Raw genomic sequence first — 13911 nt, forward strand, 5'->3', positions numbered from 1 at the left:
CGCCCGCGCCTGTGTCCTCGCCGCCGCACCCGCCCCGTGTCCTCGCCGCCGCGCCCGCGCCGCCGCACCCGCCCCGTGTCCTCGCCGCCGCGCCCGCGCCGCCGCGTCCCGGCCAGCGCCCTCGCCGTCGCGCCGCGGAGCCCAACGGGGCGGCTAGAAGCGGAACCCGTCGAACGCCTCCTGGCCCCGTGTGAAGCGGTACGTCGCCCAGTGCATCCGCACCACCGTCCCGTCCGCGTCGCGGGTCAGGCGCAGCAGCTCGCCCGCCTCGCGGCCGGAGACGGTGCGGAACACGTCGGGCTCGCCGTCCACGGGCGCGAAGACCGCCGGCGGGCGCTTGGCCGCCGCCTCGGCGGCGCGCGCGTGCAGGGTGCCGTCGCGCCAGCTGAACGCGTACTCGAATCCCTCGCCCCACCAGCGGCCTAGCACCGAGCGGTACTGCGGCGGCGCCTGCGGACCGGGCACCCATGCCTCGATGTCGGCCGGGTCGTGCTCGACCACGGCGGCGAGCAGCTCATGGGGCAGTTCGCAGATCTCTCCCGCGGTACCACTGGATCCAAGAGACGCGACCGCGAGGCCCTTCGGCGTCCCGGAGCCCCCGACGCGGCCGTAGGCCCCCGCGAGGAAGCCCGGCATCGCGCCGTCGTGGCCCACGTGCACGACCCGCTCGGCGCCCGGCTGCGGCTGCAGGATGAGGCCCAGGCCGAAGGCGCGGGCCCAGAGGACGTCCTCGGTGACCGCCTGCGGTACGCGCATCTCCTCGACGGTGGCGGCGGACAGCACGGTGCCGTTGGGGTCCATCTCGCGCGGGTCGGCGAGGAAGGCGGCCCAGCGAGCCAGGTCGGCGGCGGTGCTCCACAGCTGCGCTGCGGGCCCGACGGCGCCGAAGTCGTCCGGCGGCTCCGGGTGCGCGTAGTCCGACCAGGTGTCGACCTGGTAGCCGGTGATCGGGTGCCGCGGCGTGACCGCGACGTCGTGCAGCCCGAGCGGCTCCAGGATCTTGTCGCGCAGCGCCTCTTCCCAGGTGCCGCCGCGCAGCCGCCCGACGAGGTGGCCGAGCAGGGCGACCGCCAGGTTGGAGTAGTGGAAGCGCCGGCCGGGCCGCAGCACCTGCTCGGCCCGGTCGAGCTGGGCGAGCAGCGTCTCGACGTCGGGCGCCTGCATGGTGTCCCACACGTCGCCGAAGGGCTCGCGCTGCAGGCCCGACAGGTGCGAGAGCATGCGCCCGACCGTCAGCTGGCCGTGCGCCTTGACGGGCAGGTGGCGCGCGATCGGGTCGTCGAGCTCGAGCAGCCCTTCGTCGCGGCACTGCATGACCAGCACCGCGGTGAACGTCTTGGTGATCGAGCCCATCCGCAGCTGGCTGGAGGCGTCGACGCCCTCGCCAACCTGAAAGGTCCACAGTGGACGGTCGGCGCGGTGCACCGCGACGCTGAGCGCCGGGACGCGGGCCTCCGCCTGGAGCTTTCGGGCCAGCCGCTCGTACCGCTGGACGGGCTTCATGCCGACACCATCGGCCCGAGCCGGCGCCCGCCGAGGACGTGTGCATGCACGTGGAAGACGTCCTGCCCGCCGTGCTCGCCGGTGTTGAAGATGACGCGGAACCCGCTCCCGACCAGCCCTTCGAGGTCGGCGACGGCCGCGGCGGCCGCGAGCACGTCCCCGGCCAGCGCCGGGTCGGCCTTGGCGAGCTCGGCGACGTCGGCGTGGTGCGCCTTCGGGACCACCAGCACATGGACGGGCGCCTTGGGCGCGATGTCGCGGAACGCGAGGGTCGTCGCGGTCTCGTGGACGATGGCCGCGGGCAGTTCACCAGCGACGATCCGGCAGAAAAGGCAGTCACTCGTCACGAATGCATCCTATGGGTTCGCCGGGGATCGATCTTGGCGGTTAGGGTACGCGCATGGCAGCTCGCAGAGTCCTCGTCACCGGCGCCTCGCGCGGCATCGGCGCGGCCGTCGCCCGCGCCTTCGCGGACAACGGCGATCGTGTCGCGGTCCACCGCCGCTCCCCCGGCGATCCCGGCCTGCCCGGCGAGGGCCACGCGGTGGTGGGCGGCGACCTGTCGGACCCGGACGCGACCCGCGCGCTGGTCGACGCCGCCGCCGAGGCCCTCGGCGGCCTCGACGTCGTGGTGAACAACGCCGCCGTGTACGTCGAGCACAAGATCCTCGGCACCGACTACGACCAGTGGCAGGCCGCCTGGCGCGAGACCCTCGCCGTCGACCTGCTCGCCCCCGCGAACATCTGCTGGGCCGCGGCTCGCCACCTGGGCCCCGGGGGCCGGATCGTGAACGTGTCCTCGCGGGGCGCCTTCCGCGGCGAGCCCGACCATCCCGCGTACGGCGCGGCGAAGGCCGGCCTCAACTCCCTCACGCAGAGCCTGGCCAAGGCCCTCGGCCCGCGGGGCATCGCCGTGACCGCGGTCGCACCCGGCTACGTGGCCACGGACATGGTCGAGTCGCTGATGGCGTCGGAGGAGGGCGCGGCGATCCGGGCGCAGAGCGCCTTCAACCGCGTGGCCACGCCGGAGGAGATCGCCGCCGCGATCCTCTTCCTCGCGTCGCCGCAGGCAGAGTGGTCCTCGGGCGCCGTACTGGACCTGAACGGCGCGAGCTACTTCCGCTGACCGAAGCGCGTAGCACGAAAGTCGGGCGCTGCGGAGCGGCCCTCTACACGGCGCATCGCCCACCGCCCGCGAGGCGGCGGAGTGCCCGGTTCGGAATAATTTATCGCCTGACGAGGTATAAATCCGACAAGTCGTGGCACGGAGTGCCCGACTTGTCGGAAAGCCAGCCGCGCCGGAGGACGACAGCAAGTCGAACAGGGTCGGGACCGAAGCGAACCGCGTGCGACGGGCAAGGGCCGGGCGGGCGGAACAGGGCGAGGGCCGGGCGGGTAGGACGGGACGCGTGTCTCGTTACCAGCGGCCCAGGCGCACCGACAAGGCGGCGACCGCGGCCGCGCCCGCCGTTGAAGTGCGCAAGACCTCGGGGCCCAGGCGCACCGGGGTGCCGTTCAAGGCCGCCAGCTCCTCCGGCGCCACTCCCCCCTCCGGGCCGACCACCAACGTGATCGAGCCGGTGGAAGGGAGCGGGACCGCGGAGAGGGGCGTCGAAGCCTCCTCGTGCAGGACCAGAACCGGGGCCGGGAAGGACAGCTGGCGGGTCGTCTGGGCGGCGGTCACCTCGGGCAGCCAGGCGCGGCGGGACTGCTTCACGGCCTCGCGTACCGTGGCGCGCCAGCGGTCCAGAGGCTTCGCGTCCTTCCAGCGGGCCACGCTGCGGGCTGCCTGCCAGGGGACGATGCGGTCGGCGCCGACCTCCGTCAGCAGCTGCACCGCGAGCTCGCCCCGCTCGCCCTTCGCGATGCCCTGTACCACGGTGATGGTGGGGTCGGGCGAAGGGACGTGGGAGGCGGCGTCGAGGGACAGGTCGAGCTCGCCCTTGCGGGCCGCGAGGACGACGGCGTGCAGCAGCGAGCCGCGGCCGTCGCCCAGCAGCAGCGCCTCCCCGGCGGTGAGGCGCTGCACGTTGGCCGCGTGGTGGCCCTCACTGCCGGCCAGGGTCCAGCGGTCGCCGGTTGGGAGCTCGTCGACCAGGAAGAGCGGCAGGCTCACGCGTGGCCGTTGAAGGCGTCGCGCATGCGGGAGAAGAAGCCGCCCTGCTTGGAGAGCTCCGCTACCTCCTCGCCCCGGCTGCGGGCGAACTCGCGCAGGATGCGCTCCTGCTCGGGCTCCAGGCGGGTCGGGGTGCGCACGTCGAGGTGGACGTAGAGGTCGCCGCGGCCGGCGCCGCGCAGGTGCGGGACGCCCTTGCCGCGGATGCGCAGCGTGGAGGTCGGCTGCGTGCCGGCCTTCACGTCGACCGTCTCCTCGCCGTCGAGGGTCTTGATGGTCAGGCGGGTGCCGAGCGCGGCCGCCGTCATCGGGACGGTGACGCGGCAGTGCAGGTCGTCGTCCTTGCGCGAGTACACGTCGTGCGGGCGCTCGTGGATCTCGACGTAGAGGTCGCCGGGCGGGCCGCCGCCGGGGCCGACCTCGCCCTGCTGGGCCAGGCGGATGCGCATGCCGTCCTCGACGCCGGACGGGATCTTGACGGTGAGCGAGCGGCGGGTGCGGACCCGGCCGTCGCCGCCGCAGGTCGCGCACGGGTGCGGGATGACGGTGCCGAAGCCCTGGCAGGCGGAGCAGGGGCGGGCCGAGACGACCTGGCCGAGGAAGGTGCGCTGCACGGACTGGACCTCGCCGCGGCCCTGGCAGATCTCGCAGGTCTGCGGGTGCGTGCCGGGCGCGGTGCCGGCGCCCTGGCAGGTGGTGCACACGACGGCGGTGTCCACCTGGATCGGCGCCTCGACGCCGAAGGCGGTCTCGTGCAGGTCGAGGTCGAGGCGCAGGATCGCGTCGGCGCCGGGGCGCACGCGCGGCCGGGGGCCGCGGGCGGACTGGGTGCCGAAGAAGGCGTCCATGATGTCCTGGAAGCCCACGAAGGCGCCGCCGGCCGGGCCGGCTCCGCCGCCGCTGGGTGCCAGCGGGTCGCCGCCGAGGTCGACCATCTCGCGCTTGCGCGGGTCGGACAGGACCTCGTAGGCGGCGTTGATCTCCTTGAACTTCTCCTGCGCCGCCGGGTCGGGATTGACGTCCGGGTGGAATTCGCGGGCCAACCGACGGTAGGCCCGCTTGATCTCATCGGCCGTGGAGTCGCGCTTGACGCCGAGAATCCCGTAATAGTCCTTCGCCACTGAGTCCTATGCCCCTGAGATAGATGTCAGCTCTGTGCCAGCAGGTCGCCGACGTAGCGTGCCACGGCGCGCACGGTCGCGATGTTTCCGGGGTAATCCATGCGGGTCGGGCCGAGCACGCCCATGCCGCCGACGACCATCGTCCCGGGCCCGTAGCCGGTGGCCACGATCGACGCGGTCCGCAGGTCCTCGATCTCGTTCTCGTCGCCGATGCGCACCCGGGTCATGCTGGGCTCGACCTCGCCGAAGAGCTTGAGCAGGATGACCTCCTCCTCGAGGGCCTCGAGGATCGGCCGCAGCGAGCCCTGGAAGTCCAGCAGGCCGCCGCGGGCCAGGTTGGCGGTGCCGGCGAGCGCGATGCGCTCCTCGGACCGCTCGACCAGCGTCTCCAGCAGCACCGTCGACAGGGCCGTCATCGGCGGGCGCAGGCTCGCCGCCGCCTCCTCGACGAGCGCCACCACCAGCGGCGGGGTGTCGGCCAGCCGCTTGCCGACCAGCTTCTCGTTGATGACGCGACGCAGCTCGGTCACGTCGTCGGCGAGGATCGGGCCGGGCAGGTCGACCAGGCGCTGCTCCACCCGGCCGGTCTCGGCGATCATGACCACCATGAGCCGTGTGGTGGAGATCGGCACCAGCTCGAAGTGCCGCACGCTCGCGCGGGACAGGCTCGGATACTGCACCACGGCCACCTGCCGGGTGAGCTGTGCGAGCAGCCGGACGGTGCGGTGGACCACGTCGTCGAGGTCGACCGCGCCGATGAGGAACCGCTCGATCGCCCGGCGCTCGGCCTGGCTGAGCGGCTTGACGCGGGAGAGCTTGTCCACGAACAGCCGGTAGCCGGCGTCGGTGGGCACCCGGCCCGCACTGGTGTGCGGCTGCCTGATGTACCCCTCCTCCTCCAGCACCGCCATGTCGTTACGGACCGTCGCCGGAGATACCCGCAGGTTGTGCCGCTCGACGAGCGCCTTGCTCCCTACCGGTTCCTGAGTGGCGACGTAGTCCTCGACGATGGCGCGCAGCACCTCGAGCTTGCGCTCGTCAAGGGCCATGGCACCTCCTCGCGGACTGGCACTCCCAGATAGTGAGTGCCAGTCTACGTCAGTCGCGCAGGGGCACGCGATGATCGTTTGGCGCACCATAGACGGCAAGGCCGCTGGACAGGGCAAAAGATGTCCAAAAGAAGTCATGTCGTGTCGCTGGCGCCACTTGATCGGGCCCCCTACCGTGACCCCCATGAGTGAGCCACCTCGCCCCCCGGGGGAATACGGCATGCCGTCGGACCCCAACTCCGTTCCTCCCTCGTACTCGGCGCCGGGCGAGGCCCCCGGATCCGGGTACCCGCCGCCCTCCAGCGGCGGCGGCGCATACGCCCCTCCGCCGACCTCCGGCGCGGGCTACCAGCAGCCCGGGTATCAGCAGCCGGGGTACCAGCAGCCCGGTTACCAGCAGCCGGGCAACGCCTACGGCGCCTACCAGCAGCCCGGCGCGTACGGTGCGCCCGGCAGCGTCGGGCCGGCCCCGGTCGGCTACGCCAACAACGACGAGAAGACCTGGGCCCAGATCGCCCACTTCGGCGGCCTCGTGGGCTTCATCGGCCCGCTCGTCGCGCTGCTGGCCAAGGGCAACGAGTCGCCGACCGTCAAGGCGCACGCGACCGAGGCCCTGAACTTCCACATCACGTGGGGCATCGCCGTGCTCGTCTCGGTCATCATCGCGATCTGCTCGTTCGGCATCCTGTTCTTCCTGCCGATCCTCGTGCTGATCGTGCCGTGGGTCTTCTCGATCATCGGCGGCATGAAGGCCACGAACGGCGAGCTGTACCACTACCCGATGAGCATTCGCATGATCAAGTAGGACCCGGGGGCGCGGGCTCACGTGAGGGCCCGCGCCACCCCGTCGGCGAGCAGGCGCCCGCGCAGCGTGAGCACCGCCCGCCCCGCCGCGAACGCCGACGGATCCAGCTGCCCGTCGGCCAGGCAGTCCCGCGCGCCGGCCAGCCCGGCGTCGTCGAGCGCGGACAGCGGGAGGCCATCGGCGAGCCGGATGCGCAGCAGCACGTCCTCCATGTGCCGTTCCTCCGCCGTCAGTACCTCACGAGCCTGCCCCGGCGACGTGGAGTCCGCCAGGCGCGCCGCATAGGCGTGCGGGTGCTTGACGTTCCACCAGCGCACCCCGCCGACGTGGCTGTGCGCGCCCGGGCCGAGCCCCCACCAGTCGCCGCCGCGCCAGTACAGCTCGTTGTGCCGGCACGGCGAGTCCTTCGACCAGTTCGACACCTCGTACCAGCCGAAGCCCGCGGCCGCGAGCGCCTCGTCGGCGGCGAGGTAGCGGTCGGCGGCCACGTCGTCGTCGGGGTAGGGCAGCTCGCCCCGGCGCATCCGGGCGGCCATGCGCGTGCCGTCCTCGACGATCAGCGCGTAGGCGCTGACGTGGTCCACGCCGGCGTCGACGACCGCGCGCAGCGAGTCCGCGAAGTCCTCCGGGCGCTCTCCCGGCGTACCGTAAATGAGATCGAGATTGACCCGGTCGAAGCCGGCGGCCCGGGCCTGCGCCGCGACCAGCGGCGGGCGCCCCGGCGTGTGGCGGCGGTCCAGCACCGCCAGCACGTGCGGCGCGGCCGACTGCATGCCGAGCGAGATGCGGTTGAAGCCGGCCGCAGCCAGCTCCCGCAGCGACGACGGGTCGACCGACTCGGGGTTGGCCTCGGTGGTGACCTCGGCGTCGCCGGCCAGGCCCCAGGTGCGGTCGATGCCCTCCAGGATGCGTGCGAGCTCGGCCGGCGGCAGCAGCGTCGGGGTGCCGCCGCCGAAGAACACGGTGTCGACCCGCGACGGGCGGACCACCTTCGCGGCCAGCGCCAGCTCGTCGAGCACCTGCTCGGCATAGCCGGCGCTCAGCACGCCCTCGCTCGCCGTGTAGGTGTTGAAGTCGCAGTACCCGCAGCGGGACGCGCAGAAGGGGACGTGGACGTAGACGCCGAAGCCGGCGCGCCCGGCGCCGTCGGCAACGCCGTCGGGCAGGGCGCCGTCGCGGGGTATCGGCTCACCTTCTGGTAGTACTCCGGGCATTTCACTAGTGTGCCCGCATGTCTCTCGTGCGGTCACAAACCGAGCGGGGCGTGGCGACGCTCACCCTGGACAGCCCCGCCAACCGCAACGCGCTGTCCACGGCCCTGATCGACGAACTGCTGGCCGCACTGGCGGCGGCCGAGGCCGACGCCGCGGTGCGCGCGGTCGTGCTCACCCACACCGGGCCGGTGTTCTGCTCCGGCGCCGACCTGAAGGAGACCGCGGAGGCGTTCGGCGCCGGCCGGCCGCCGATCAGCCGGCTCGGGGACGTCCTCGCCGCGATCTGGGAGGGCGGCAAGCCGGTCGTGGCCCGGGTCGCCGGGCCCGCGCGGGCCGGCGGGCTCGGCCTGATCGCCGCCGCCGATATCGCCGTGTGCAGCACCGATGCGACGTTCGCGTTCACCGAGGTGCGCATCGGCGTGATCCCCGCAGTGATCTCCGCCACAGTGCTGCCGCGACTGTCGTCGCGGGACGCCGCCGAGCTCTACCTGACCGGCGCGACGTTCGACGGGGAACGGGCCGCCCGGGCCGGCCTCGTCACCGCCGCCGTCGACCCGGCCGGGCTCGACGCCGCCGTCGCCGAATACGTGGCCGATCTGGTCAAGGGCGCGCCCGGAGCCCTGGCCGGCACCAAGGCGCTGCTGCGGCGCCGGAAACCCGACACGTTCCGCGACGAGATCGCGGCCCTTACCGAGCTCTCTGTCGGATATTTCGGATCCGCCGAGGGCAGGGAGGGCATCATGGCATTCCGGGAAAAAAGGTCCCCTAGCTGGCTGCCCGACGGCGCCGCCTGACGCCGCGGCATGGCAGATGGCACGTACGCTGGTCGACCTGACGACGGGAGGTGACGGATGCGGGCTCGGAGGCTCATCACGGTGGCGGCGCTCGCCGCCGTCGCCGTTGCCGTGTGCGCCTACGTCGTCATCCACCAGATCGGCGACAACATCCCGTTGCGGATGCCCACCGGCAAGGCCTGCGTCGTCAACGCCGGCAACGCCTCGGTCAACGCCACCGGCGACGGCTCCGGCGAGGTCCAGCTCGACGCCGAGCAGGTCGCCAACGCCGCGACCATCACCGCGGTCGGGCTGACCCGCAAGGTGCCGCAGCGCGGGCTCGTCGTCGCGCTGGCCACCGCGTGGCAGGAGTCGAAGCTGGAGAACCTGACCGGCGGCGACCGCGACTCGATCGGGCTGTTCCAGCAGCGGCCCAGCCAGGGCTGGGGCAAGCCGGAGCAGATCGCCGACCCGCGCTACGCGGCCAACGCCTTCTTCACCGCCCTGCTCAAGGTCAAGGGCTGGGAGAAGATGCGGGTCACCGACGCCGCGCAGGAGGTGCAACGCAGCGCGCACCCGGGTGCCTACGAGAAGTGGGTCGACGAGAGCGAGATCATGGTGCGCGCCCTGAGCGGCGACGTCACCGGCGCGGTCGCCTGCAGCGTCAGCGAGGCCTCCAGCCACGGCGTGGAGGCGGTGAAGTCCCTCGGCGCGAGCCTGAAGCTCGACTGGGGCAGCATCAGCACCGCCGACGTGACGAACGTGGTCGGGGTCGCGCTCAAGGTCCGCGAGCAGAAGTCGGGCTGGCAGTACGCGCACTGGCTCGTCGCGCACGCGCAGGAGCACGGCGTGAAGCGGGTCGTCTATGCCGACATGCAGTGGACGGCATCGAGCGGAGCGTGGGCGCACGTGACGGAGCGTGGCGGAATCGACGCCGGGCCGGCGGGCGAAAGGGTCGTCGCCGAGGTCTACTGAAGAGGTTGACGTTCCGCGCGACCAGCAGGTTGTCGCCCGTTCGGACATTGTCAGGTGGCCAACTCCCGAGTCGGAGCGTCGTGCACCTCGCGTTACGATCGGGCGTTCGGGATTACTGAGCAAGGGCTAGACACAAGCACAAGTAAGGGGAGGACATGACGTCCGCTGCACCCGACTACGGCGGTCTCACCGGCTACGAGCCGATCAGCGAGGCCGACCGCAAGGAGTTCCTGGACAACGGCTTCCTGCTGGTCCGCAACGTCCTCACCGAGGACCACCGCAACCAGCTCGAGGCCGCCATGGACCGGGTCTACGCCGAGGAGAAGGCGGCCGGCTCTTCGAGCATGAAGAAGGACGGCACGCTGCACCTGCTGGGCTTCCTGACGCGGGACGAACTGTTCGGGCACCTGCTGACCCAGCCGACGATCTTCCCCTATATGTGGGGCCTGGCCGGCTGGAACATCTTCACGCACCACAACCACCTCGACGTCACGCCCCCGACGTCGGAGGAGGAGCCGCCGTCCTGGGGCTGGCACCAGGACGGTTACCGGCAGAACTCCGACCCGGAGACGATGGACCCCAATCTCCCGCGGCCGATGTTCTCGCTGAAGGTCGCCTACGTCATCTCCGATCTGTCGGAGACCGGCCGCGGCGCCACCAAGGTCATCCCGGGCAGCCACCTGTGGAACTCCCTGGCCCGCCCGGCCGACACCACGGTGCACAACCCCGACCCCGAGGGCACCGTCGAGATCACCGCCAACCCCGGCGACTGCTTCATCTTCGACCGCCGCCTCTGGCACTCGCGGTCGCCCAACTACTCGAACATCACGCGCAAGATGCTGTTCGTCGGCTACACGTACCGCTGGATCCGCCAGCTCGACGACATGCCGATCGACTTCGACGGCGAGTGGTGGGCCAACCGCACGCCCGTGCAGCGCCAGCTGTGCGCCGAGGCGACGCACACGGCCAACTACTGGGGCATCAACTGGAACGGCTACATCGACGAGGAGATTCCGCTCCGCAAGGAGCTGAAGACCCGCGGCCTGCTGGACCGTTCGGTTCCCTGGCTCCGCTGACAAGAAACGGCTCCGCTGACAAGGAACGCGCGCGGCCCCCGGATCACCTGAATCCGGGGGCCGCGCGCATTTCTTTCGCGCGTTACAGAGCGCGGCGTCCGCGGCCGGAGATGCCCGCCACCAGAGCCACGCCGACGGCGGCCAGCAGCACCTGGATCAGCAGCTCGCCCCAGTCCACGCCGGGCGTGTCCGTCGAGATGCCGATCGCGTGCGCCACGACCGTGCCCAGCAGGGCGGCGATGACACCGACGACCATCGTGACGATGATCGAGATGTTCTGACGGCCGGGGATGACCAGCCGCCCGAGCGCGCCGACGATAAGACCGACGATCAGCGCGGTAATGATTCCGGTGACAGTCACTGGTCTCCTCCTTGTTACAAGTGCAATCCGGGTTGCACTTGTATTGCCCGTGGGCTCAGGAGACCAAACGCACCGACGAATTTCGAATGATCGAGCCGCGCAGCACCCGATCCATGGTCGAGAATGCCATCTCCGGCGGGTCAGAAAGCGGCAGCCAGGTCAGCTCGCTGCCCTCGTCCGGGTCGAGCGCGATCTCCCCGGCCGTGATCGTGGCCAGCCAGAAGCAGTCCAGGACGGGCAGCCGCTCGCCCTGGAACTCGTAGGTCCCGACGAACATGCCGGCGAACTCGCCGAGCTCGACGGTGACGCCGAGCTCCTCGCGGGCCTCGCGCACGGCTGCGTCTGCGGGGTGCTCGAAGCCGTCGCAGAAGCCGCCGGGCAGGTCCCAGAAGCCGGCGCGGGGCTCCCGGGCGCGCTTCATCGCCAGGAAGCGCCCGTCGCGCACGATGATGACGGTGCCGGTGGGCCGGGGGTTGAGGTAGGCCGCGTAGCCGCAAGCGGCGCACACCGCGGGCAGGTCGCCCGTCTGCGCGCCGCAGCGGGGGCAGAACCTCACTTCTTCGGCTTGTCGGCGCTCGGCGTGTCGGAGGTCGACAGGGCGGCGATGAACGCCTCCTGCGGCACCTCGACGCGCCCGACCATCTTCATGCGCTTCTTGCCTTCCTTCTGCTTCTCCAGCAGCTTGCGCTTGCGGCTGATGTCGCCGCCGTAGCACTTGGCGAGCACGTCCTTGCGGATGGCGCGGATCGTCTCGCGGGCGATGATCCGGCTGCCGATGGCGGCCTGGATCGGCACCTCGAACTGCTGGCGCGGGATCAGCTTCTGCAGCTTGCCGGCGATCGAGACGCCGTAGTTGTACGCCTTGTCCTTGTGCACGATCGCGCTGAAGGCGTCGACCGGCTCGCCGTGCAGCAGGATGTCGACCTTCACGAGGTCGGCCTGCTGCTCGCCGGAGGGCTCGTAGTCGAGGCTCGCGTAGCCCTTGGTGCGGCTCTTGAGCTGGTCGAAGAAGTCGAAGATGATCTCGCCGAGGGGCAGCGTGTAGCGCAGCTCGACGCGGTCGGCGGACAGGTAGTCCATGCCCAGCAGCGAGCCGCGCCGGCCCTGGCAGAGCTCCATGACGGCGCCGACGTAGTCGTTGGGGGTCAGCACCGTCGCGCGGACCGTCGGCTCGTAGATCTGGCCGGTCTTGCCGTCGGGGAACTCGCTGGGGTTGGTGACCTGGTGCTCGGTGGCGTCGTCCATGATCACGCGGTACACCACGTTGGGCGCCGTCGAGATCAGGTCCAGGTTGAACTCGCGCTCCAGCCGCTCCTGGATGATCTCCAGGTGCAGCAGGCCGAGGAAGCCGCAGCGGAACCCGAAGCCCAGGGCCGCGCTCGTCTCCGGCTCGTACACCAGGGCGGCGTCGTTGAGCTTGAGCTTGTCGAGGGCGTCGCGCAGCAGCGGGTAGTCCGAGCCGTCGATCGGGTACAGCCCGGAGTACACCATCGGCTTGGGGTCCTTGTAGCCCCCCAGCGCCTCGCTCGCCGGGCGCGCGTTGATGGTGACCGTGTCACCCACCCGCGACTGGCGCACGTCCTTCACACCGGTGATGAGATACCCCACCTCGCCTGCGCCGAGCCCGGTGCTCTTGATCGGCTCCGGCGAGATGACGCCGATCTCCAGCAGCTCGTGCACGGCGCCCGTGGACATCATGCGGATGCGGTCGCGCGCCTCGATCCGACCGTCGACCACCCGCACGTACGTGACCACGCCCCGGTACACGTCGTACACCGAGTCGAAGATCATGGCCCGCGCGGCGCCCTCGGTCGCACCGACCGGCGCGGGCAGCTGGCGAACGATCTCGTCGAGCAGGTGCGACACGCCGACGCCGGTCTTGCCCGACACCCGCAGGCAGTCGTCGGGCTCGCAGCCGATCAGGTGCGCGAGCTCCTCGGCGTACTTCTCCGGCTGCGCCGCCGGCAGGTCGATCTTGTTGAGCACCGGGATGATCTGCATGTCGTTCTCGAGCGCGAGATACAGGTTGGCCAGCGTCTGCGCCTCGATGCCCTGCGCGGCGTCGACCAGCAGGACCGCGCCCTCGCAGGCGGCCAGGCTGCGCGAGACCTCGTAGGTGAAGTCCACGTGGCCCGGCGTGTCGATCATGTTGAGGACGAACTCCTCGCCGGCCAGGCCGCCCTCGCGGACCCGCCACGGCATGCGCACGGCCTGGCTCTTGATCGTGATGCCGCGCTCGCGCTCGATGTCCATGCGGTCGAGATACTGCGCCCGCATCTGCCGCGCCTCGACCACCTCGGTGAGCTGCAGCATCCGGTCGGCCAGCGTCGACTTGCCGTGGTCGATGTGGGCGATGATGCAGAAGTTGCGGATCCGGTCCGGCACGGTGGCGCCGGGGCGGTTCGCGCCGGGGTCGATCGTCGGTGGCACAGGCGTCCGTTCTCCATCGGGCAGGGGATCTCCTACATGGTCCCACACCGTGCTTTCAAGCTCGCTCCGCTGTGTTTCCAGCTCGCTGCGCTCGCCCGGGGGTCCGCTCCCCCGAACCCCCTCAAACCCGGCATCGCGGCGCTCCAGCGACCAAAGGTCCTCTGCGCTCATCAGGCGGCAGGTGTACGTCCAGTGCCGCCGCCTTCGCGTCCAGTTCCCGGTCAGCTCGAAGTGCTCAACCTGCATTCCGAGGAATCAAACCGCCCGCACAGGGACCCCGGCATGGATTTATCGCCCGACGACGTATAAATCCGACAAGTCGTGGCACGGAGTGCCCGACTTGTCGGAAAGTGCTGGAACTAGCCGAGGAAAGCCGCAACGAGCCCTCGAGCCAACCGTGGCGGCGCTGACGCAGGGAGCTAGGAAGCAGCGTGGCGAGAGGCTGTGAATAGCCCATCGAGAGGCCTGTATCGAACAATGGGTGAGGT

14 protein-coding genes are annotated in these 13911 nt (G+C 71.2%); 5 read left to right on the forward strand and 9 right to left on the reverse strand.

The genetic code is table 11. The features are described from left to right. Positions 1-153 precede the first annotated feature (153 nt). Together ABD901_RS53455 and ABD901_RS53460 are read right to left on the reverse strand one after the other, a co-directional pair. Positions 154-1503 (reverse strand): serine hydrolase domain-containing protein, encoded by a 1350-nt coding sequence (locus ABD901_RS53455; protein ID WP_345142613.1) that lies wholly within the window; start codon positions 1501-1503, stop codon positions 154-156. Then, positions 1500-1850: a histidine triad nucleotide-binding protein gene (locus tag ABD901_RS53460; protein ID WP_345142616.1), complete on the reverse strand. Its 351-nt coding sequence runs from the start codon at positions 1848-1850 to the stop codon at positions 1500-1502. Before ABD901_RS53460 ends, ABD901_RS53455 begins: the two co-directional genes overlap by 4 nt. Before the next feature lie 53 nt (positions 1851-1903). Here ABD901_RS53460 and ABD901_RS53465 point away from each other — a divergent pair, with 53 nt between their 5' ends. After that, positions 1904-2629 (forward strand): SDR family NAD(P)-dependent oxidoreductase, encoded by a 726-nt coding sequence (locus ABD901_RS53465; protein ID WP_345142618.1) that lies wholly within the window; start codon positions 1904-1906, stop codon positions 2627-2629. A gap of 291 nt (positions 2630-2920) precedes the next feature. Here the strand turns inward: ABD901_RS53465 and ABD901_RS53470 are convergent, their stop codons facing one another. Genes ABD901_RS53470 through hrcA form a run of 3 tightly spaced genes read right to left on the reverse strand, consistent with a single transcriptional unit; the run spans position 2921 to position 5789 of the window. Beyond that, complete coding sequence (locus ABD901_RS53470; RefSeq protein WP_345142621.1) at positions 2921-3619, reverse strand: 16S rRNA (uracil(1498)-N(3))-methyltransferase; 699 nt, start codon at positions 3617-3619, stop codon at positions 2921-2923. Further along, positions 3616-4740 (reverse strand): molecular chaperone DnaJ, encoded by a 1125-nt coding sequence (gene dnaJ / locus ABD901_RS53475; RefSeq protein ID WP_345142624.1) that lies wholly within the window; start codon positions 4738-4740, stop codon positions 3616-3618. Before dnaJ ends, ABD901_RS53470 begins: the two co-directional genes overlap by 4 nt. A gap of 26 nt (positions 4741-4766) precedes the next feature. After that, on the reverse strand, positions 4767-5789 hold the full coding sequence (gene hrcA / locus ABD901_RS53480; protein WP_345142627.1) for a heat-inducible transcriptional repressor HrcA: 1023 nt from the start codon (positions 5787-5789) through the stop codon (positions 4767-4769). Between the two features lie 184 nt (positions 5790-5973). On the opposite strand from hrcA, the gene ABD901_RS53485 reads away from it, so the two are divergent. Further along, on the forward strand, positions 5974-6594 hold the full coding sequence (locus tag ABD901_RS53485) for a DUF4870 domain-containing protein (protein ID WP_345142630.1): 621 nt from the start codon (positions 5974-5976) through the stop codon (positions 6592-6594). A gap of 17 nt (positions 6595-6611) precedes the next feature. Here the strand turns inward: ABD901_RS53485 and hemW are convergent, their stop codons facing one another. Continuing rightward, positions 6612-7808 (reverse strand): radical SAM family heme chaperone HemW, encoded by a 1197-nt coding sequence (gene hemW, locus ABD901_RS53490; protein WP_345142633.1) that lies wholly within the window; start codon positions 7806-7808, stop codon positions 6612-6614. Positions 7809-7825: 17 nt separating this feature from the next. Here hemW and ABD901_RS53495 point away from each other — a divergent pair, with 17 nt between their 5' ends. The 3 genes from ABD901_RS53495 to ABD901_RS53505 all read left to right on the forward strand — a co-directional run bounded on the left by ABD901_RS53495 (position 7826) and on the right by ABD901_RS53505 (position 10632). Then, on the forward strand, positions 7826-8602 hold the full coding sequence (locus ABD901_RS53495; RefSeq protein ID WP_345142636.1) for an enoyl-CoA hydratase-related protein: 777 nt from the start codon (positions 7826-7828) through the stop codon (positions 8600-8602). 57 nt (positions 8603-8659) lie between these two features. Next, complete coding sequence (locus ABD901_RS53500) at positions 8660-9556, forward strand: VldE C-terminal domain-containing protein (RefSeq protein ID WP_345142639.1); 897 nt, start codon at positions 8660-8662, stop codon at positions 9554-9556. A gap of 155 nt (positions 9557-9711) precedes the next feature. Next, on the forward strand, positions 9712-10632 hold the full coding sequence (locus ABD901_RS53505) for a phytanoyl-CoA dioxygenase family protein (protein WP_345142643.1): 921 nt from the start codon (positions 9712-9714) through the stop codon (positions 10630-10632). An 82-nt stretch (positions 10633-10714) separates the two neighbouring features. On the opposite strand, the gene ABD901_RS53510 is transcribed toward ABD901_RS53505, so the two are convergent. The 3 genes from ABD901_RS53510 to lepA are packed head-to-tail and all read right to left on the reverse strand — an operon-like array spanning position 10715 to position 13423. After that, positions 10715-10993, reverse strand: coding sequence for a GlsB/YeaQ/YmgE family stress response membrane protein (locus ABD901_RS53510; RefSeq protein ID WP_345142646.1), 279 nt, complete (start codon positions 10991-10993; stop codon positions 10715-10717). Positions 10994-11048: 55 nt separating this feature from the next. Beyond that, positions 11049-11549 carry an NUDIX domain-containing protein gene (locus ABD901_RS53515; RefSeq protein ID WP_345142649.1) on the reverse strand — a complete coding sequence of 167 codons (501 nt, stop codon included), beginning with the start codon at positions 11547-11549 and terminating at the stop codon, positions 11049-11051. Continuing rightward, a complete protein-coding gene (lepA, locus tag ABD901_RS53520) occupies positions 11546-13423 on the reverse strand; it encodes a translation elongation factor 4 (protein ID WP_345142652.1) in 1878 nt (625 codons plus the stop codon). Before lepA ends, ABD901_RS53515 begins: the two co-directional genes overlap by 4 nt. Between the last annotated feature and the right edge of the window lie 488 nt (positions 13424-13911).

It is taken from the genome of Dactylosporangium darangshiense (assembly GCF_039537565.1).
Taxonomy (GTDB): domain Bacteria; phylum Actinomycetota; class Actinomycetes; order Mycobacteriales; family Micromonosporaceae; genus Dactylosporangium; species Dactylosporangium darangshiense.